The sequence below is a fragment of the Methylophaga sp. UBA3192 genome, assembly GCA_002363955.1.
Classification (GTDB): Bacteria; Pseudomonadota; Gammaproteobacteria; order Nitrosococcales; family Methylophagaceae; genus Methylophaga.
In genome coordinates this window covers 600,037-618,860 of record DEXE01000003.1, presented here as the reverse complement: position 1 = coordinate 618,860, position 18,824 = coordinate 600,037, and the positions used below count along the sequence as shown (strand labels likewise).

Here is an 18,824-nt window from a genome sequence, read left to right as displayed (position 1 = left end):
CCTTATAAAGTAGGTTTACTACTGCCAGCAAGTCTGGCTTCAGTCGCTTCCGTTTGCAGCTGTTCAACCCACTCCATGGATTTCAGGTTGGCTTTCACCCAGGTCGGGGCATCTATCATGGTGGCAGTGACTCTATTTGCGGGTGAATCAGGTTGCAACATGCCCATGTCATAGACCAGATATCCAGCACAATCATCAATACTGGTGAGCTTGGTATTTTGAAACCGATCCAGAAAATAACGTTTACCACTCGACAAAAAGATACCATTCATAATCTGATCAATATCCGGCATCATCACCAGATTGGTAGCGGCATAACAACTCTGTTTTCCCTCAGGAAACCACCAGACCAGTCGACTGCCGATAGTCTGGGGTTCACCATATTTATCGTTAAGGGCTGTCATGTATTGGCCTTTTGTGGTGGGATTATTACGCGTATTAATGGTTCGGATAATCGCCACGACGCTTGACTGTTCAGGCGGGGGTGAAAAAAACACATTGAAACTCTCCTGGTTCCGCCCTTTTTCTCCCATCACATCTTTTCCGGCGGTCACGCTATGCAGAAAGGACTCTGTTTTGTGGACCTCTGCTCCGTCGTGGTACTGAAAATATTGATGTTGCTGCTGGATACTTTCCGGTTTTGCTCCGTGCGTTAATAGCGTCTGTTGCACTTCATCAAAACTCATCCCTAATTTAAGACCTACAATATCAAAATCGTCGGCAATTGCTGTTGTCATAAAACTAAAACAAAAAAAGCCGAACATTACTTTTTTGAGCTGTTTCATCCCACCCCCCCCCATGCCATTCCTAGTGAATAAACAAATTTACTTTTAAGGTATTTATCCATAAAAGACAAGTACTTAAATCGTATTAAAATTCATGCTGACTGAAATTAAAAAACATTCCGGTAAAAAATGGTTAACTATCACTCAAAGGTGAATTAGTGAAACCTCAGGCACCATTGCGTTATCAGTTTTATCGTCAAGGCTTGAATGAGGTGATGCCAATGGAAAGGGATAGCGGGTCATGAAAACAAAAAGTCGCTTTATCGAACGTTTAAGTTGGTTTCTGGATGAGAGTATCCCCCTGCCCGGTGGCTATAGAATCGGTCTGGATGGTTTTATTGGTCTGATACCGGGTATCGGCGATTTTATTGGTGGACTGTTATCCAGCGTCATTATTTACAAAGCTCACCAACTGGGTGTGCCACGAATGATATTGGGCAGAATGATTATCAATATGGTGATCGACACGGTATTGGGTGCTATTCCTGTTGCTGGTGATGTATTTGACTTTGTCTGGAAAGCCAACAAGCGTAATGTCGTCTTACTGGACGATTATCAGCAACAACCCAAACAGGTTTACCGCAAATCATTGATTCAAAACATCTTGTTTATTGGATTATTACTGGGCATTCTGGTTCTACTGATTGTATTCATCAGCTGGATCTTCGGACTGCTGATATCCGCAATCAATAACTAAACCATGAACGTATTTTGTTATAAGTAGTAACTTGTTTTGCCGCGACCTGATTTCATTTAATAACAACGATAAAGCGGCTTATACTCAACCAGAGAGAGAACTTATCATGACAAATACCATCTATCGTTTTTTTAAGCCCTTGCTGTTTATCGTGTTAGGTATGCTGTCTCTGACAGCCATGGCCAGCGATAAAGTACTTATCGTCGTCACCAGCCATGGCTATATTGGTGAAGATGAAGCCTCCAGTAAAAAGGATACCGGTTACTTCCTGTCTGAAGTCACGCACCCGTATTACGAATTAAAAGCGGCCGGTTTTGAGATTGATATTGCCAGCCCTGAAGGGGGATTACCGCCAATGGATCCCGGTAGCTATAAATTATCGGATGATGACAACAAACGCTTTATGGAAACGCCCGAAGACTGGGGCAAAATGGAAACATCATTGCGACTGGAAGAGATCAAATCAGACGACTATGCTGCGATTGTGTTTGCCGGTGGGCACGGCACCATGTGGGACTTTCCGGACAATGCCGATATTCAACGTCTGACCAGAGAAATATATGAAAATAATGGTGTTGTGGCAGCAGTTTGCCATGGTCCGGCGGCGTTGGTGAATGTCACCTTGTCGGATGGCGAGTACCTGGTTGCCAATCGTGAGGTCAGCACCTTTACCAATATTGAAGAACGCATCGTCAGACTCTACAGTGATATGCCATTTTTACTGGAAACCCGCCTGGAACAACGCGGAGCTAATGTCAGCAAGTCATGGATTCCATTTATGGAAAAAGTCAGTGTCGATGAGCGTCTGGTCACAGGCCAAAACCCGAACTCAGCCCGTACTATGGGCAGTGAGGTTGTGCAGTTACTGCAACAACGCTAAGTTCTCAGTCAGCTTCCATTTAAAATGCCCGCCTCGCGGGCATTTTGCTATTTGCATCGAACTCTCGGGCTCACAAGGGTCTATTGAATTTTTGGGAGAAAACAGCAATGTCCCGTTTTATTTACATAGTGTTTTTCGTGGTTGCCTTTCCTGTTCTGGCTGAACAGAAAACCTACGGTCCGCAGCTGGAGGGGTTTAACTATCCTTTTCCGGTAAAAATATTTCGACTGGCCTCTCAGGGCCAGCAACATGAAATGGCTTACATGGATATTCAACCTGAAAAACCTAGTGGAAGTACCGTCGTGTTACTGCATGGTAAAAACTTCTGCGCCGCCACCTGGGAAGGGACTATTCACTTTCTGACAGACAATGGCTACCGTGTTATCGCACCGGATCAGATCGGTTTTTGTAAATCCAGCAAGCCCGAACATTATCAGTTCAGTTTTCATCAACTCTCTGCCAATACCAGCGCCTTACTTGCTCAACTGGATATTGACAACTACATCATCATGGGCCATTCGATGGGTGGCATGCTGGCAACCCGTCATGCATTACTTAATCCTGAAAAGGTTGAACAATTGGTTATGGTCAATCCTATCGGTCTGGAAGACTGGCTGGCCAAAGGTGTGCCCTACCGTGAAATTAATGACTGGTATCAAGGTGAATTAACAACCAATGCCGACGGCATTCGCCAATACCAGAAAAGTACTTATTACGCCGGAACCTGGGAACCGGGATATGATCGCTGGGTTAATATGCAGGCCGGACTATTTCAAGGCCCGGGGCAGGAAAGTGTCGCCTGGAATTCAGCGCTGACCTACGACATGGTACTGACTCAGCCGGTATTTTATGAATTCGGGAATCTGCCAGTGCCCACTCTGCTGCTGATTGGCGAAAAAGATAATACGGCGGTCGGTAAAAACCTGGCCCCGGAGGATAAGCGATCTGCACTTGGTAACTATTCTAAAATCAGCCGGGAAGTTGCAGACAGAATTCCGGATGCCACTTTAGTCACGTTTGAGGATTTAGGCCATTCACCCCAAATCCAGGATCCGGATCGATTTCATCAGGCGTTGATTGAACATTTGCAACAACCTTGAAAATTTCGATTGAGCTTGTCCGATAAAAAAAGGGCCGCTAAGCGGCCCTTTCTGTTTCACGAGTCGTGCTTATTACCACCGCATCATGCGTCTGATAATGCCGTCATTCCGGTAGGAATGGTAAATCGCCCCGCTGACATGCACCGCAATCAATGCCAGCAGAATCCATGCTGAATAGGTATGTAATTCACCCCAGAACTCATTCATATCTTCGTTGGCTTCAGCAATGCGTGGCAGCGTAAATAACCACCAAACAGTTGTATCCCACTTGGTATGTGCCGAAGAGAGATAACCACTGATACAGACAAAAAAGATAAGCCCGTAAATGGCAATGTGCGCCAGTATCGCTGACTTATGCATCCACGGTGTCATATCCTGTGCCGACGGTGGTGCAGGTGGATATTTAAATCGCATGTAAAGCATTACGATCAACAGTACTACCAGCGTCAAGCCGATGTTCTTGTGCAATTGGAACGGGAATGCCCGGAACTGCAGCTCTTCAGAGGGTAATGGCAGGCCCATCATCCACCAGCTGGAAATAAAGAGAAAAAATATTGAAACGGCCAGCAACCAGTGAAGGACAACGACCGCTCTGTTAAAACCTTGTCTTTGCATAATTATCTTCCAATTAATTATTTGTGAGAATCAGGCAACGTCGCGTTGGATGCGTGCCGCTTCGGTATGCCGACCTGCAATAGCGCCGACCAGTAACATCAAGTGCAGAAGGAACCACAGCAGGATGCTCCACAGGTACATATCCCGCAATAAAGGCCCTGTCATCACCACAGCAGCAAACTGCAGCAAATCAACTGCCGCCAGTCCGATAAACACTGCGATGGCGGCCGTCGTAGACCACGGGGTGTAATTCACTAATGCCCCACCAATGATGACTGAGGCAAACGCAAGTAATGTACCGACTAAAGCCAGTTTCATCATCGTGTCGGGAAACCAGTCGGGGGTAGACTGTGCAATACCTTGCACATAATCAACAAGAAATTCACACTGCTCCAGCGTGATACCTTCTTCATCAAGCTCACCTAAAGGACAATCGGCTTCAGGCATTACCCCCGAAACCGGCATATTTGAGGTCATAACAGATTGTTTCATTAACTCTGTACCATGCATCGCCGTCAGAAAGACGCCTAGCATGATCGCCACTACGCCAAGAATACTGGCCCAGTTAGGCGTCGAACTATTATTTAGATCGTTGGATACCATAAGCACCTGCCCTTGATTGTTATCAATTAATTATTTTCGAACAGAAAACAGCCCATCGTTTTGACGTTAGCTACTCTCTCCTGGCAAACGCTTGGCTTGATATTAATCACACTCGTTCAGTTTTTTATGATGCTGACGCCAAGCGAATAAACCTGTGACAAATCGGTTTTTTTATAAGTTCATGCCGCAAGAATTACCTCGCTAAATAAGCAAACCACCTATTAAATGTTATTTCTAACCAAGACTTAATTTCTGTCACTAAAATAAGCGTGTATCCTTTACCTACCGTTTAATTTGCTGAACATGCCAAGCCATGAACCAACGCCAGCCCCCAATCAAAAAACTGCTGCTTAATTGTGATATGGGCGAAAGTCTTGGACCGTGGTCAATGGGGATGGATGAGCAGGTGATGCCCTTGGTGGACATGGCCAATATCGCCTGTGGTTTTCATGCTTCCGATCCGCTCACCATGACGCGGACGGTGCTTTTAGCAAAACAATCCCAAACTCAGATTGGCGCCCATCCAAGTTATCCGGATCTGATTGGTTTTGGCCGTCGCAGTATGCAATGCACACCTCTGGAAATTATCTCGATGGTGCAATATCAGATTGGTGCACTGGATGGAATTTGCAGGGCACATGACAGCCATGTAAGTTACGTCAAACCGCATGGTGCGCTCTACAACGATATGATGCGTGATGCCGATATTCTGCGAGCAATATTGGAGGCGATAGCGTCCTACGATAGCAATCTGCCCTTAATGGTTCTGGCATCAACTGATAATCGCAAAACCGAATCCATTGCGGCCGAGTTTGGTATCAAATTACTATTCGAAGCCTTTGCTGATCGGGCTTATGAAAATAACGGTCTGTTACGTCCGCGAAATCAGGAAGGCGCTGTGTTTCGTTCGGAGCAGCAAATCCTTGAACAGGCGTTATTACTGGCCACCGAAGGCAGCGTCATCAGCCGCAATGGTCAGCGATTGAAGCTCGATGCCGATACGCTATGCGTCCATGGCGATAATGCCGAATCCGTTAAGGCCGTTCGACATATCCGTAATACGTTCAACAAACTATACCGCTGCTGATCATGTTTCAGATTGAACAGGCAGGCCCTGACGCAGTATTGATTCGCTTTGGTGAACAGATAAACACCGATCTGGTGCCCGTGATTCGCGCCGCGACCAAACGGCTGCATAAAGAATTACAGGAAGAAATTCGGGGCCTTGTACCGAGCTATACTACGTTAATGCTCTGTTACGACCCACGGAAAAATGACTTTCCAGGCATCCAGGATAAAATTCAGCAACACCTTTCAAACTTGAATACCAACCATGCTGAAATGGGCAAATTGATTGAAATTCCGGTTTGGTATCACCCTGATGTCGGACCTGATTTGCACCATGTGGCCGACTTTCATCAGATCAGCATTGATGAAGTCATTCAACGCCATAGTGACACCATCTATCAAATTTTTGCCATCGGTTTTGCACCGGGATTTGCTTATATGGGCAATGTCTCCAATCAACTCGCTACACCAAGACTGAAAACGCCCCGCCCCAATGTCGTTGCTGGTTCGGTAGCGATTGCCGATCAACAAACAGCGGTATACCCCATTAACACACCCGGCGGTTGGAACATTCTGGGGCGTACCACCATGAAAATGTTTGATCGGCAAAGTCCAAAATTATGCCCTGTGTTACCAGGTGATCGAGTGCAATTTATCCCGGTCAGTAAGGCTGAATTTCTGCTGGCAGGCGGTCAGCTGGAATGAAGCAGCCGGGTTTAAAAGTCCTCAAACCCGGCATCCTGACGCTGGTGCAGGACTTGGGCCGCTTTGCCTATCAACATATTGGCCTCTCCCCCGGCGGTGCAGCTGATGAACATGCGTTTTTATGGGCCAATCGCTTATTGGATAACCGGCCCAATCACCCAGCGCTGGAAATTTGCTTTGGTGGCTTGCAACTTGAAGCATTAACCAATACCAATATCGCCATCACCGGCGCTGATATGCAGGCCAGCATTAATGGCGAGCCTTTGGAAAACTGGCAAACACACCCAATAAGCACCGGCGATATACTCAGCTTTGCTCATGCCAAATCAGGTATCCGCAGCTATCTGGCGATACAGGATGGTTTTCAGTTTGAGCCATGCTTCGGGTCTGTTGCCACGGTGATGCGCGAAAAAATGGGTGGCATTGATGGCGATGGTAATCCCTTAAAAGCAGATGACTTTTTACCGTGCAGTCAAAACCGACCCAGATTAAAAACCCATGTTCCGCCGTTATTTATCCCGGATTATCAACAACCTTTAATTCTCAGTGTGATTCCCACCGACCAAACCGATCACTTTGATATAGCAGAACAGGAAAAGCTCTATCACTGGACCTATCGCATTTCGATGCACAGTAATAACATGGGGATCCGGCTTGAAGGCGAACCGATTATTCCCAATGTACAAGGCATTATTTCCGAAGGCATTGCCTATGGCACTATCCAACTTCCCCCGGATGGTCAGCCAATTATCCTGCTCAAAGATCGCCAGACCATGGGCGGCTACCCAAAACTAGGCACGCTGTTTGTGCTCGATGCTTTTTTACTGGCGCAACAGCAAGCCAATACCGAAGTGAGATTTACACAGATTTCGCTGGAAGAAGCTCAGGAAAAACTACGTTATTTCTATCGTTTTTTTGGTGTGTAAATTTTAAGTCGATAAAAATTCATAACGTTTCTTAATCCAAATCTTCCTGACTGAAACGCTCTCTTGATCGACCTTTACAAGGACTTTAACCACGCTTGCGTTTCTCCATTATCCTATCGACGAACGGTGTCAGAATGATTTCCATCGCCAGGCCCATCTTGACGCCTGGCACCACAATATTGTTGGGACGCGACATGAATGAGTCTTTCAACATTGACAGGTAATAAGGAAAATCCGCTACTTCTGGGTTTTTGAAACGGATGACACAGAGGCTTTCATCAGCCGACGGGATTTCGCGCATTACAAACGGGTTGGAAGTATCGATTAGCGGCACCCGCTGGAAGTTGATATGGGTACGCGAAAATTGTGGCGTAATATGATGAATATAATCCGGCATCCGTTTGAGGATGACGTCTACCACGGCATCCTGCGAATAGCCACGGTTGGCGCAGTCACGCTTGATTTTCTGAATCCATTCGATATTGATAACCGGGACCACACCAATCAACAGATCGGTGTACTGGGCAATATTGACCTCATCGGTGACAACACCACCATGCAACCCCTCATAAAACAGTAAATCGCTGTCATTATCGATTTCTTGCCACCTGGTAAATGTGCCTGGTGGTTGGTTATATCTGGTGGCTTCACACTGATCATGAATGTAGTGACGCTTTTCGCCACGCCCCGTTTCAGAGTAAGTTTGGAACAGTTTTTCCAATCTATCCAGGCAGTTTGCCTCCGGCCCAAAGTGGGTCAGCGAGCGACCTTCTGCTTCAGCATTGATGACTTCAGCGCGCATTTCTTCACGGGTGTATTTGTGAAAGCTATCGCCCTCAATAACGACGGGTTTGATATTTGCCCGGCGAAAAATATCTTCAAAAGCATGTTTTACGGTTGAAGTACCGGCTCCTGAAGAGCCGGTAACGGCAATAATCGGGTGGGAAATAGACATTTAAGCCTTCTCCTTGATGGTGAACATTGGGAGGCGGATTTGACTTTGTTACGAGTACAATTTCCGGGCTAGGTAGCCAGTCCACGAGAAGGAATCGACCAGGATGTCATTAGTAATGATATCGCGCTGAAGTTGGGGTTTACCCTTTACATTGGTTGAGTTCGAAGCGCCCAACATGCCAGTAATGGCGCCTCGATCAACCGTAAAAGAAATGTTTTTACATGCTGTTGCCAGATCTAGTAATGCCAAAATATTCATCCTTTCGATTTGCAATTCCATAGGCGGAAAAGCGTGTCACTGATGACCCGTTATTTATGGTTTTTTAATCTAGACCAGCAACGCAATAAATAAAAGACATAAATATTTATGGACGGCATAAACAAATTTTATGGTTCAAGTCGTAACGACTTTTTCATGGCAACACAGGATAGCGTGATCGGCTCCCCTAAACTCGGCACCTTGTTTGTGCTGGATACCTTTTATTGGCTCTGCTAATACTCCCAGCTGCGATAAAGTTCGTTCGCTTCCTTCATATCCTCGTAAAGCCAGACCATTCGATCCAGGAACCAGCTTTTACCAAGATAGGCCAAAGACACACCCAGAATCGCGCCCCAGACAGAAAAATAGACAGTAGCCCAGACCGCTAACAGCAAGCCTGTGAAGGAAATACCATTAAGAAAACCATGTAATGGAATGGTATGCCGATCCGGTATTGGAACCATATCCCGGTTTAAATAAACGCGCTCGCCCAGAACGGCTTTTGATGCCCAGTTTTTGGTAGATTTCGGTTTTTTGAACAAGATAGGATTGAAAAATAACCACAACAAAGATGCCAGACCTGGCACTAGGGCTTGTTTATCTTTCAGAGCCACCACTGCTGGAGGCTATTTTTTCGTCCAACAAGGCGGAAATGATGCGATGTAGTTGTTCAACATAAGTCATTTCCAACGCCGAGGGGCGGAAAAATAGTCCCAGCCCTGCGGGTTGTGGCTGAAAATGCACCACTTATGTCCACGGATGGACTGTATGCCGGCGCGCCAGGGAGGCGCGCGCCGGCCTGTGTTGCTTGTCGTTTATTTAGAACGACTAAATCACACTCCTCGCGCCTTGATTGGTGCATTTTCAGTCACAACAGAGGCGGCTCTGAAAGATCAACAAGCCCTAGACACCACCAGCCAATCCACTCCCTGCTCCAGAACGCAATGACGATAAAAGGAAGCACAGAATATCTTGTCCAGACACTCACGGGATTGGCGTGTCGCATCCAGTTTTCATCATCAAGCTTAAAAATCCCGGCAATTTTCCGTTCCAATGTCATGTCGTATTACCTCTGGGTAAGTAAAAGTTTTTTAAGATTTAGCTTTGCCTTGAAAGATGAATAAACGTCCGCTTGAGAGTGCGAAGTATGATGTTCGGTTTGAAAAATCAAACAGGTAAACCACAAGCAATTTAATGGTAGCCGTCATCGTAATGTCATAACAAATCTGCATCATGATTTCCCATTTGTATGTGGTGGTATGATGCTTAAAACGGTTCGTAGCAGGATTCTGTTCTTTTCTTCTTTCTCTGTCTTTGCGCTCTCAGCGCTGGCATTTTTGTCCTGGTCAATCATTGGAAAGGCGCAAAATTCCGCTGAACAACTTATCCAAAACAGCCTGACTGAATCCTGGTTATTGACTGATTTGGAACAGGATCTCCGTCACTTGCAAGATCTCTCATTTAAAACCAAGGCTCAGTTACTGCTATGGAGTGAAATTAACCAGCAATTTGAAGTGCTTTCACAATCAATTCCTGCCAAATTGCATGCGATTGAGCAAAATCCACAACTACGTAACTGGTACAACGAAAGCACCGATCTTCGCGAACCGCTGGCGGCTTATCTTGACGAACTGGGCGCAGGAATCGCCGAGCAGAGCTATTATCAGGCGGGGAAAACCGTGGATTTCTCCCTCTTTCCGGTGCTGTCCCCCCTGCTGGAAAAAATAAATATCCGCAAGGAAACCAGTCGCAACCATATCTCCCAGGACTCAGATGAACTGCTAAATTATCTTGGCCGGCAACAGGTTTCATTGATCAGCGGCTTCATATTTTTTCTGACCGTAATTGTGTTGATGACCTTCTGGTTAAGAAAAACCGTTATTTTCCGGCTGCAACGGATCGAGCAGGATATTCAGGCAATGGATAAAAATTCGGATCTGGCCACCCCACCGACTCTGGCTGGTTCCGACGAAGTAGCTGGTGTGGCGACCGCTTTGATTCGACTGGTAGGCCGATTTGAGGGATTTATTGGCGATATCAGAAATGCCTCGAAAATCGTGAATGAGCGTTCCGATCACCTTGATAGCCAGGCAAGAGAACTGGAGTCCGCATCCCGAACGACACATGATCATATTCAGGAAGTCACCCTGTCGATGCAGGCAATGGCCGAACAGGCTTCTACAATTGAAACATCAACGCAAGACTCAACTGAGACCCTTCGATCTGCCGTAACAGCGAATGCTGTTATTCAATCAGGCCTCAAAAAAAGCGAAATGGCGGCAGATAATACCGTTGAAGTGATTGCAAGAGTGACGAGCTCAATACAAGAACTAACAGAATCAACCTCAAAAATTGAAAAAGTCATTAGCGTCATCGCCGAAATAGCTGAACAAACCAATCTGCTGGCGCTTAATGCAGCCATTGAAGCCGCCAGAGCTGGCGAACATGGTCGAGGATTTGCCGTTGTTGCCGACGAAGTGCGAACTCTTTCGCAGCGCACCACCGACTCTACGGGACAAATTCGGCAATGGGTACATGATCTGATTCAGGTTGTGGAAGCCGTTGATGACCAAATCACAGAAATGAAACATGCCGGGGATGGCAATCGCCACACTTTAAACGAACTTAAAGAACAGCTTGCCACCATGAATCACTGGTTTGCCGATTTAGAGCAACGGACAACAACCATTAACCAAGCCCTTTCAATGCAACGAGAAGAGATTGACCGGGTCGGTTTGCGATTCGCAACACTTGATAATCATGCATCAACCGTCAGTGAAACCATCGCTGGCAGCAGAGCCATCAGTATCGCATTGAAAACCGAAGCGAATTCGATGAACAACCTCACCGCACGCTTTCGGACTTCTTTTGATAGTTAAAAAACGGGCCGGGCAACGAGATTAATTATTGGGAGGCGGTGTAAAAATCTAACACGTTTCGATTCTTACACGGCCTCAAATTTACCTGTGGCGCAATTCTTATTTAACAACCACGGAACAGCCAGGCATGAATGAGCTTGGTATAGCGTGGCATCACCACATAGACCATCAGCAATACGGCAATGCCGGTGATGATCAGGGTATCCAGATAATGGTTGTCAGGCAGCCCCAGCTGGTGAAGTGGCAGTAGCAGAAACGGCAATATCAATACCAGCGGATAGATAGCCGACCAGGTGACCAATGCCTGTTTCCAGCGAATGGGCACTTTGGTATTCGCTTGCTCCGGGGTAAACCAGAAATCCAGCCCGCTATTGATATAAAAATCATCGCCTTTGACCAGCAATGGTGACACTTTCGCTATCAACTCACTGCGTTTGGCCGACTCCATCCAGCCACGCAAATGTGACTGCGTATCAAAGCGGATAATGATCGTGTAGGTTTCGGTCAACCCCGCAATGGGACGGATAACGTTCAAATCCAGATGCCCCGGGGCACTTTTAGATTGCGGGGCGATTTCATTTAGCCAGGCTTCATACTCGGCGTGTTTGTCCTTATCAACCTGATGGGTAATCACCGCCGTCGCGCCCTCGGTTATCGGATCCACACGCTTTTGTTGCATAACTCACTTCCTAAAAATTAAAAAAACTGGACAAACGCTTTAGCCATAAAATATCAAGGCCTGCGTTTTTTATAAAATTCTATCGTAGATATCAAAATGATTTAGGGCCAGTGCAAACATATTGAGTGTTTAAACTGACCCTAAATATTAAGCTGATGCCGGAACCAAACCCTAAGTCATAATCGACCTGCTGTTAGTTCGGTCCTTCGTCGATTGTTACCCCAACAGGCGTGCCCGACCAGCCCACAGTCCAAAAAGACCGAAAGCGAAAAGCGGCAATGCCGCTGGTAATGGCACCGGATTCAACTGACTTGCGAGTTCCGCGGTGGTGAAAGTGCCATCATTACCAAACGTCCAGGAAGAGAAGTTGATGAATTTTCCTGAGAACAGTTCATCACCCGAAACGCCAAAGGACATATATATCAGCGCGTCAGTCATATCAAATGACAAAATATTGGATAGTGAAAAGTCGTTAAAGAAAACGCTGTTATTACCCAGCCCCCCATCAAAGAAGCCGGTGCTGAGCATGCCCGAGGTCAGCCCATCTACGATAAGCGAGTCATCGCCACTGCCAAAAATAACATTACCAATAATCTCGCTGTTGCCTGTCAGTAACAGGCTGCTGTTACCCTGATTAGGTGCAAACTCGATGGCATTCCCTCCCCGGCCCACTAAAGTGCCGCTGTTCTCAATGGTGATCTCAGAAGTGCTGGCTTCATCTGCACCAATGGCCCGGACACCTTCGATATAACCTTCGTTGATAATGGTCAGAGGACCAGCATCGCGAACCTCACCCTGTGTAGGCTCGAACAGTGCGTCAACATCAATGCCGCTACCGCCATTCAATGGATCACTTGCAGACCCAGTAGAGACAATCACACCAGTGGCATGGTTATGCACTCTGCCCTCATCAATGTCGATCCCGTCATCGGTACCCAGAATCACACCATAGTTATCTGCCGTTCCGCTGGCGAATTGTACGCCGTCTTCATCGTCAGTGGCACCGGTATTGGTCCAGGTCTTTGTGTCCGCATCCCAAGACAACCCGTTCAGGGCGACAGTGCCGCGATTTTCAAGCGTGAAATCCTCACGTGCTTCAATCACTTCCTCACCACCACGAAGCGTACCGTGGTTAATCACGGTACCACCCGGTCCACGACTCTGGATGGCGCGCCCATCAGTACTTTGGATCAGGCCGTAGTTGGTGATATGAGCATTTTCCAGTTCAGCGTCATTGTCCAACCTGACAGCCTGATTTTCTGCAAAGATTTTCCCGCTTTCCCGGTTTATCAATGTGAAATTATCCGCATCATCCTGAAGGCGAATACCGCGGTCACCGCCACGAATGGTGCCGGAATTGTCAATTGTCAGATTCGCGCCCTTGCCCCGAATCGCGTCATCGTTACCGCTTTCAATCAGCCCCTGATTATTGACCGATTGATTCGAGCCCTCCAATTGAACCGGACGCCCACTGGCACGGATAATCTCTGCATCACTCTCGATGGTTACGGACAAATTGTTTCGGTTGTCATTGATATTGCCACTGTCTGTCGCAGTACAGAGCAGCGTCGGTGAATCAGCAGTGCCGCCCGGAATACAGGTTGCTGCCATAACGGGCACGTTGACCAAAGCCAGTGCTGAAGCGAAAATTAATTTGTGTGTATGTCTCACGTTACCTCCAAGTCTGAACATTGATATCAGAAATGAAGGTAGTGGGTTTTTATGACAACTCTATTAATTTTGAAATTAATGTGAACTAAGGCTCACCAAAAAATCTGGAAAAGTGGTAACCCTCTGCGTTGATTTAATCCGTCTTACTTATTCCGTACATTGCGTACTAAAAACGAATTTCCGGGGCCACGTTTTAATTCAAATAAATCAATGGCTTTAAACAGGCCACTGAGATTTTTGAAGCCATAGTTTCGGGTATCAAACGAGGTTTTATTAGAGATGTTTGCTCCAACAGGTCCAAGCGCCGCCCAGCCATCTTCATCTTCGGTTGCCTCAATGGCCTGCCGCAGCAAATGTATCAATTTGGTATCGGATTTGATGTTCTTGGGTTTAACCGCTGTTTTGGTGACTTCTTTTTCTTGATCCAAAAAAAGAAACTTAGAACATGCGTTCACAAATGCCGATGGTGTCTTCCGCTCGCCAAACCCCAATACCACCTTGCCTTCAGCTAAGGCTCTGGTCACCATCGGCGTAAAATCACAATCCGATGACACAAAACACATCACGTCAATCTGCTTGGTATACATCACATCCATCGCATCAATAACCAATGCAATATCCGACGCATTTTTCCCTTTGGTTAAATCATATTGTTGGATGGGCTGAATCGCATATTCATGCAACAGATCTTCCCAGGCCTTTAGCGTCGGCGACTTCCAATTGCCATAGGCTTTACGGATAGTGACCACACCATAGTTCGCGACCTCGCTCAGAACATCTTCAAACTTACTCGCGGGCGCATTATCCGCATCAATAAATAATGCTATTTTCTGTTTTAATTCATCCATGTTTGCACCTCAAGCGAATATAGATTTGTAGACGGTTGGCTATCAACTGATACTGGTTTTTTATTACGACTTTATCACTGATAGCCGGATGGATTTCAATTGACTCTGACCCTTTTGGTCCCTGACCCTTTTGGTCCAGGATGAACTAAAAAACTAACAAATTTTGAGTTTTTCCCTGAACCTGATTATGTCCATTCCTCTTTATTTAGCCATATATGTGCACTCAACATATTGCTAGTGCTAATATACTCACACAGCGGTACCACTATCACTTATAAAGATGCAGACATGGAAGTGCCATATGAGTACAAAAAAATTCCCGAGTTTTTATCCAACCCACATAACTGTTCCACATCAAGATGCAACAGAAAAATCATTTGAATGTCTGTATAGATTTGCGGATGCTAGCCCAGCCACTTCCAGTGATTTCAGAGCAAGATGTAATGAGCCATGCACAGACCGGTATCGAAAAAAACATCAAAATAACCCAAGGTTTTATGGTACGTCATTTTTTACCTGTAAACGCAAATTAGATAAATTACAAGAAATGCACCCCGATGGCTTTGCCACAAAATTAATTACTAACGGGGCAGTCTCCCAAGAGCTAGGGCTCAGTTTGAAGGAAACTAAGCATGTCTGTCTTTGGTTTTATGAAGGCTGTTTCCCTACTGGGTTTAAGGTGTAACGATGTTTGATATTGAATTTGCAACTACACCTTTTGGCAGTCTAAAAATTAATAATGTTTATGCCTATTATGACGAGCCAACTATATTTAGTGCAAAAAATGAATTTGGTCAGCTGTACTTTTGCTATTGGATTAAGGAGGATCAAGAGGCTGAATATTGGATTATTAACCCAGTATCGGGAGAGTTAATTAATAAACTAGAACAAAAAAAATTCCCTATTTCAAAGCTTATAAAACCTTCTGGATATGAATATATATTTATGTTCCGATTTCCATTTGATGACAAAGGTGAGCTTGAGAGAATTGATGTACCCACTCGCAAAAAATTGCCCTTCACTTTGCCTGAAAGCTCTGTATACATAGTTGACAATATCAATGTCGATGGCTCGCGTAAACATACTCATCGTGTGAGACTAAGCAAAGAAAATTCACATGAGTTTTTGCCTGATAAATTGGCTGCACTTTTTCAAGCTTTCTCTAATTATTACAACGCGCTACGAAAGTCTCAAAATGTATCTTCAAGTCTTGCAACCATCGATGCAACCTCAGGCTCATTTAATTTCAGGGTCAAGGCTTCGAATATTTCTGACTTGCAAGAGAAGGTTTACCCGACATTCAGGAATGCTTCGTCATTTGAAGGTTTGCAAGAAATTATAGCGACTGCACAAATTGATTTAGTGAGTATGAGAAAGTTATTCGGTTTACTTAAAGATAATGATACTGATATTGAGTTAATTGAAGAAAGTAGCACAGAGGTTATTTTAAAGTTAAGAGCCGAGGATGTTCAAAATCTTTTACCAGAGCTTGATGAAAAGCTGACAATATATCTTGATAGCACGATGGTACCTCAAGCGGACCATTTAGATTCTATCAAGCGTTATATTGAATTAATTAATCAACATGGTTATGTGACAGCTGACACTTTTGATAAAACACCCCGTCAAGTGAGCTATTACCGTGATGCAGTAATCCTATTAGGATTACTGCATGATTATGGTAAATTAACACCAATCGGTTTGAGGGCTCTTGAGTTGGGACGTAATGATTTTGTTGGTTTATTAAAAAATCAATTTGAAGAAACTGAGTGTGGCTACATTTGGATGAATGTCTCTGGCGTAACGTCAGCTACCAGTTTAAATGAGAATGCAGCTGGAGATTTTTTGATTGAGCACTGTAGAGGTCTGAGTAAAAATACAGCTCAAAGGAGAGGGGCAACACTCAAACGCTGGATTGAAGAATTCAAAGGTCTATAATTGATTTAGTCTTGTGGACGTAAGCTTTATTGCTTCTGCATTAGTGTCGTTACCCCAATAGTCACGATCCAATTCTAATGCCGCGACACCAAATGCTCCGGATCCACAAAAAGGGTCTATTACTAATTCCCCCTCTGATGTGCTTTGTTCAATGAGCACCTTTGCCAGATCTACCGGTTTCTCTGTAGGGTATCCTCTATGTACTCTTGGATAACCAAGTACATCAGGAATCCCCAAATTGTTTAGCTTTCTTTTACCTTTTTCAAAAAATAAGATGAATTCATAACGTGCTCTGTAATGATATCCCATTCCTATTCTTTGTTTATCCCAAACGATCGGTTTCCAAAATTTAAACCCCACCTTTTCACCAATAGGCTTTAAATAAAACATAGTTTCTTGATCACAGAAAATGTAGCAATGTGTATTTTTTTTTAATACTCGATATAGCTCGCTCATTAAAGCTTCTAATCTTTCATTTGGCAAAATTTCAAACCATACGTTTGATGAGGATTTACTTTGTTTTAGTCGAGTGGTCGTGCCAATTTTACGATGTTTTTCAAGAGATTCGTACGGGGGGTCGGTAACTACCAAGTCAACAGATTCTGACTCTATTGATTTTAACCAAGAAATCGCATCATATTGCGATAATCGAAAATTCATTTGATGCTCCATCCTAGAGAGGAAAGATCTTCTCACAGTTTTCTTTATCATGCTTCTTTAAATGATTTTTTGATTAAATTAGAGCAGAGAGTTTTGAATTTATTCATCTAGTAGCGTCTGCGTGGGACCAAGGGAGCAGACTCGATTGATATTTCTGTTTGGGAGGAATATCCATTTCGGATCCAGAACACTAAGTAACTCGAATGTGCCTGCCCCCCCTTTTTGATTATCCTTAAACAGCGCTATTTGAGATCATTTGGAGTTCCATCTGTTTTTCGAGATGCCCAACCTGTAACTTCGGAAACAACAAATCCATCATCGCTGTCGAGGAATTGAGCAAAGTGTTCCCTCAAGTCCTTGGCAGTTGTATTCATCTGCTTGAAGCACCAAGTAGATTCAAGAATTCGTACAGCACTGAGATTTTCGAGTTCATCATATAGTGGCTGATAGCGCCTCGAATTTCTCAAATCGTAGGTTACAAAATACAAAGCCATAGAGATTTCCTTTTAGTGTTTCACGTGTCAGCCAACTGGTATTCATTTATCCAATCCATTGATTGTAATGGCCTGAATATTTCATAGATTTGAATTACTAGCAAATTAAGTAGTGATAAGTAGTTGAGCAATCAGGTTTAAGGTGTCCATTAAGAGGCTCAACGATTAGGCAACACCAGCTCTGGATTTCAATAAAAGGAAAAAAACAACAATCAATTGCTTTCACTGCCATCTAGAAAAATAATCACCCGATTTAACCGTTCATTATGTATCTCATGGCTGCTATCCATAAAAGGATGGGCATAATTCGAGCCGATATAAACACTCGCTCCTTTTTGTTCAGCTCGTTCTCTAAACTCAGAGGTCATTTCGGGGCCAAGAACAGAATCCTTTTCGCCCATTATGAGCAGCATATTTATCGCATCATCTGGAATATTTGCTACAGGATCAATACGCTCTGGACAGCCGTGAGGGGACAATCTGCTTGGGCTGGAGTCAATCACTGCGCGATCGAACTGGGCTCCACTTCCGATTACGTTTGCCATTACAGCGCCACCAAGCGAAATCCCATAAAGCAGTTGTTTCTCATACTGTGTGTTCAGATGAGCCACTAATTCTTTGTAATCTTCGATGATGGCGTTAATTCTGCGTTTGCCTTGTGACTCGCCGTAGCCGCGATAATCATAAATATAGATATCGTAACCTCGTTGAGAAAAGCGCTCTAAAGTAGTAATCATCAGGTCGGCTATCATGGCGTTACCCATCGCCACCAGAATGTAGCCTTCAGGTTCTGTTGCTAAGCCGTTTTCATCTTGTGCCTGATATTTGTAACCTTTCAGAATTTTGTTATCCGCGGTGGTAAATTCTGTTCTCTGTATAAGGTCGTTTCCGGCAACCCTGGATGCATCTGGAGTCGGGGCCATCGAACTCCACATGGTAAAAACCAATCGCTCTTTAAACCATCCACATACGGTCGCTTCACGATCGGCTGAAAATGCGAAATTTGGCAGGACAAGCAATAAAACAGATAAATACTTTTTTAGGTTAACCATATGATTCATCC

The 18,824-nt window shown here is 44.8% G+C and carries 21 protein-coding genes; 9 read left to right on the top strand and 12 right to left on the bottom strand.

The annotated features are described in order from the left end of the window. Positions 1–2 precede the first annotated feature (2 nt). The gene (locus tag B2337_RS04655) at positions 3–785 is read right to left on the bottom strand and encodes a hypothetical protein (RefSeq protein WP_292414326.1); all 783 of its coding nucleotides are present in this window, start codon (positions 783–785) and stop codon (positions 3–5) included. Positions 786–1,026: 241 nt separating this feature from the next. On the opposite strand from B2337_RS04655, the gene B2337_RS04650 reads away from it, so the two are divergent. The 3 genes from B2337_RS04650 (at position 1,027) to B2337_RS04640 (ending at position 3,462) form a co-directional block, all read left to right on the top strand. Further along, positions 1,027–1,482, top strand: a complete 456-nt coding sequence (locus tag B2337_RS04650; protein WP_292414328.1) for a DUF4112 domain-containing protein — start codon at positions 1,027–1,029, stop codon at positions 1,480–1,482. Between the two features lie 106 nt (positions 1,483–1,588). Continuing rightward, positions 1,589–2,362, top strand: coding sequence for a type 1 glutamine amidotransferase domain-containing protein (locus B2337_RS04645; RefSeq protein WP_292362505.1), 774 nt, complete (start codon positions 1,589–1,591; stop codon positions 2,360–2,362). Between the two features lie 107 nt (positions 2,363–2,469). Then, positions 2,470–3,462 carry an alpha/beta fold hydrolase gene (locus B2337_RS04640; RefSeq protein WP_292414329.1) on the top strand — a complete coding sequence of 331 codons (993 nt, stop codon included), beginning with the start codon at positions 2,470–2,472 and terminating at the stop codon, positions 3,460–3,462. 72 nt (positions 3,463–3,534) lie between these two features. Here the strand turns inward: B2337_RS04640 and B2337_RS04635 are convergent, their stop codons facing one another. Beyond that, positions 3,535–4,077 carry a cytochrome b gene (locus B2337_RS04635; RefSeq protein WP_136552849.1) on the bottom strand — a complete coding sequence of 181 codons (543 nt, stop codon included), beginning with the start codon at positions 4,075–4,077 and terminating at the stop codon, positions 3,535–3,537. Positions 4,078–4,107: 30 nt separating this feature from the next. Continuing rightward, positions 4,108–4,680, bottom strand: coding sequence for a hypothetical protein (locus B2337_RS04630; RefSeq protein ID WP_292362503.1), 573 nt, complete (start codon positions 4,678–4,680; stop codon positions 4,108–4,110). A 313-nt stretch (positions 4,681–4,993) separates the two neighbouring features. Between B2337_RS04630 and B2337_RS04625 the strand changes: the two genes are divergently transcribed. Genes B2337_RS04625 through B2337_RS04615 form a run of 3 tightly spaced genes read left to right on the top strand, consistent with a single transcriptional unit; the run spans position 4,994 to position 7,379 of the window. Next, positions 4,994–5,767, top strand: a complete 774-nt coding sequence (locus B2337_RS04625; RefSeq protein WP_292414330.1) for a 5-oxoprolinase subunit PxpA — start codon at positions 4,994–4,996, stop codon at positions 5,765–5,767. A 2-nt stretch (positions 5,768–5,769) separates the two neighbouring features. After that, a complete protein-coding gene (gene pxpB / locus B2337_RS04620; protein WP_292362502.1) occupies positions 5,770–6,453 on the top strand; it encodes a 5-oxoprolinase subunit PxpB in 684 nt (227 codons plus the stop codon). Continuing rightward, the gene (locus B2337_RS04615) at positions 6,450–7,379 is read left to right on the top strand and encodes a biotin-dependent carboxyltransferase family protein (RefSeq protein WP_292414332.1); all 930 of its coding nucleotides are present in this window, start codon (positions 6,450–6,452) and stop codon (positions 7,377–7,379) included. Before pxpB ends, B2337_RS04615 begins: the two co-directional genes overlap by 4 nt. 85 nt (positions 7,380–7,464) lie before the next feature. Here B2337_RS04615 and B2337_RS04610 read toward each other — a convergent pair whose 3' ends face one another. From B2337_RS04610 to B2337_RS14430, 3 genes are all read right to left on the bottom strand, one after another. Continuing rightward, positions 7,465–8,334, bottom strand: coding sequence for a phosphoribulokinase (locus tag B2337_RS04610; protein WP_292414334.1), 870 nt, complete (start codon positions 8,332–8,334; stop codon positions 7,465–7,467). A 491-nt stretch (positions 8,335–8,825) separates the two neighbouring features. Continuing rightward, the gene (locus B2337_RS04605) at positions 8,826–9,209 is read right to left on the bottom strand and encodes a DUF6653 family protein (RefSeq protein WP_292742490.1); all 384 of its coding nucleotides are present in this window, start codon (positions 9,207–9,209) and stop codon (positions 8,826–8,828) included. A 251-nt stretch (positions 9,210–9,460) separates the two neighbouring features. After that, positions 9,461–9,652 carry a DUF6653 family protein gene (locus tag B2337_RS14430; RefSeq protein ID WP_363105316.1) on the bottom strand — a complete coding sequence of 64 codons (192 nt, stop codon included), beginning with the start codon at positions 9,650–9,652 and terminating at the stop codon, positions 9,461–9,463. A gap of 199 nt (positions 9,653–9,851) precedes the next feature. Between B2337_RS14430 and B2337_RS04600 the strand changes: the two genes are divergently transcribed. Then, a complete protein-coding gene (locus B2337_RS04600) occupies positions 9,852–11,471 on the top strand; it encodes a methyl-accepting chemotaxis protein (protein ID WP_292414119.1) in 1,620 nt (539 codons plus the stop codon). 103 nt (positions 11,472–11,574) lie between these two features. Here the strand turns inward: B2337_RS04600 and B2337_RS04595 are convergent, their stop codons facing one another. The 3 genes from B2337_RS04595 to B2337_RS04585 form a co-directional block, all read right to left on the bottom strand. Continuing rightward, positions 11,575–12,150 (bottom strand): antibiotic biosynthesis monooxygenase, encoded by a 576-nt coding sequence (locus B2337_RS04595; RefSeq protein WP_292362498.1) that lies wholly within the window; start codon positions 12,148–12,150, stop codon positions 11,575–11,577. A gap of 216 nt (positions 12,151–12,366) precedes the next feature. Beyond that, positions 12,367–13,821, bottom strand: a complete 1,455-nt coding sequence (locus B2337_RS04590; protein WP_292414118.1) for a hypothetical protein — start codon at positions 13,819–13,821, stop codon at positions 12,367–12,369. A 143-nt stretch (positions 13,822–13,964) separates the two neighbouring features. After that, complete coding sequence (locus tag B2337_RS04585) at positions 13,965–14,669, bottom strand: NYN domain-containing protein (RefSeq protein WP_292414117.1); 705 nt, start codon at positions 14,667–14,669, stop codon at positions 13,965–13,967. A 301-nt stretch (positions 14,670–14,970) separates the two neighbouring features. Between B2337_RS04585 and B2337_RS04580 the strand changes: the two genes are divergently transcribed. Both B2337_RS04580 and B2337_RS04575 read left to right on the top strand, forming a co-directional pair. Then, positions 14,971–15,354, top strand: coding sequence for a hypothetical protein (locus tag B2337_RS04580; protein ID WP_292414116.1), 384 nt, complete (start codon positions 14,971–14,973; stop codon positions 15,352–15,354). Between the two features lie 2 nt (positions 15,355–15,356). Next, positions 15,357–16,607 carry a DUF6575 domain-containing protein gene (locus tag B2337_RS04575; RefSeq protein ID WP_292414115.1) on the top strand — a complete coding sequence of 417 codons (1,251 nt, stop codon included), beginning with the start codon at positions 15,357–15,359 and terminating at the stop codon, positions 16,605–16,607. Here B2337_RS04575 and B2337_RS04570 read toward each other — a convergent pair. The 3 genes from B2337_RS04570 to B2337_RS04560 form a co-directional block, all read right to left on the bottom strand. Next, positions 16,602–17,267 (bottom strand): DNA-methyltransferase, encoded by a 666-nt coding sequence (locus tag B2337_RS04570; protein ID WP_292414114.1) that lies wholly within the window; start codon positions 17,265–17,267, stop codon positions 16,602–16,604. The two genes, B2337_RS04575 and B2337_RS04570, sit on opposite strands and share 6 nt — an antisense overlap. Before the next feature lie 242 nt (positions 17,268–17,509). Next, the gene (locus B2337_RS04565) at positions 17,510–17,761 is read right to left on the bottom strand and encodes a hypothetical protein (RefSeq protein ID WP_292414113.1); all 252 of its coding nucleotides are present in this window, start codon (positions 17,759–17,761) and stop codon (positions 17,510–17,512) included. Positions 17,762–17,973: 212 nt separating this feature from the next. Further along, entirely contained in the window at positions 17,974–18,813 is an 840-nt protein-coding gene (locus B2337_RS04560; protein ID WP_292414112.1) for an alpha/beta hydrolase, read from the bottom strand. Positions 18,814–18,824: the final 11 nt, after the last annotated feature.

Coding starts and splice junctions, on each gene's coding strand:
- B2337_RS04655 (WP_292414326.1), bottom strand. CDS start 785: ATGAAACAGCTCAAAAAAGTAATGTTCGGCTTTTTTTGTTTTAGTTTT.
- B2337_RS04650 (WP_292414328.1), top strand. CDS start 1,027: ATGAAAACAAAAAGTCGCTTTATCGAACGTTTAAGTTGGTTTCTGGAT.
- B2337_RS04645 (WP_292362505.1), top strand. CDS start 1,589: ATGACAAATACCATCTATCGTTTTTTTAAGCCCTTGCTGTTTATCGTG.
- B2337_RS04640 (WP_292414329.1), top strand. CDS start 2,470: ATGTCCCGTTTTATTTACATAGTGTTTTTCGTGGTTGCCTTTCCTGTT.
- B2337_RS04635 (WP_136552849.1), bottom strand. CDS start 4,077: ATGCAAAGACAAGGTTTTAACAGAGCGGTCGTTGTCCTTCACTGGTTG.
- B2337_RS04630 (WP_292362503.1), bottom strand. CDS start 4,680: ATGGTATCCAACGATCTAAATAATAGTTCGACGCCTAACTGGGCCAGT.
- B2337_RS04625 (WP_292414330.1), top strand. CDS start 4,994: ATGAACCAACGCCAGCCCCCAATCAAAAAACTGCTGCTTAATTGTGAT.
- pxpB (WP_292362502.1), top strand. CDS start 5,770: ATGTTTCAGATTGAACAGGCAGGCCCTGACGCAGTATTGATTCGCTTT.
- B2337_RS04615 (WP_292414332.1), top strand. CDS start 6,450: ATGAAGCAGCCGGGTTTAAAAGTCCTCAAACCCGGCATCCTGACGCTG.
- B2337_RS04610 (WP_292414334.1), bottom strand. CDS start 8,334: ATGTCTATTTCCCACCCGATTATTGCCGTTACCGGCTCTTCAGGAGCC.
- B2337_RS14430 (WP_363105316.1), bottom strand. CDS start 9,652: ATGACATTGGAACGGAAAATTGCCGGGATTTTTAAGCTTGATGATGAA.
- B2337_RS04600 (WP_292414119.1), top strand. CDS start 9,852: ATGATGCTTAAAACGGTTCGTAGCAGGATTCTGTTCTTTTCTTCTTTC.
- B2337_RS04595 (WP_292362498.1), bottom strand. CDS start 12,150: ATGCAACAAAAGCGTGTGGATCCGATAACCGAGGGCGCGACGGCGGTG.
- B2337_RS04585 (WP_292414117.1), bottom strand. CDS start 14,669: ATGGATGAATTAAAACAGAAAATAGCATTATTTATTGATGCGGATAAT.
- B2337_RS04580 (WP_292414116.1), top strand. CDS start 14,971: ATGAGTACAAAAAAATTCCCGAGTTTTTATCCAACCCACATAACTGTT.
- B2337_RS04575 (WP_292414115.1), top strand. CDS start 15,357: ATGTTTGATATTGAATTTGCAACTACACCTTTTGGCAGTCTAAAAATT.
- B2337_RS04570 (WP_292414114.1), bottom strand. CDS start 17,267: ATGAATTTTCGATTATCGCAATATGATGCGATTTCTTGGTTAAAATCA.
- B2337_RS04565 (WP_292414113.1), bottom strand. CDS start 17,761: ATGGCTTTGTATTTTGTAACCTACGATTTGAGAAATTCGAGGCGCTAT.
- B2337_RS04560 (WP_292414112.1), bottom strand. CDS start 18,813: ATGGTTAACCTAAAAAAGTATTTATCTGTTTTATTGCTTGTCCTGCCA.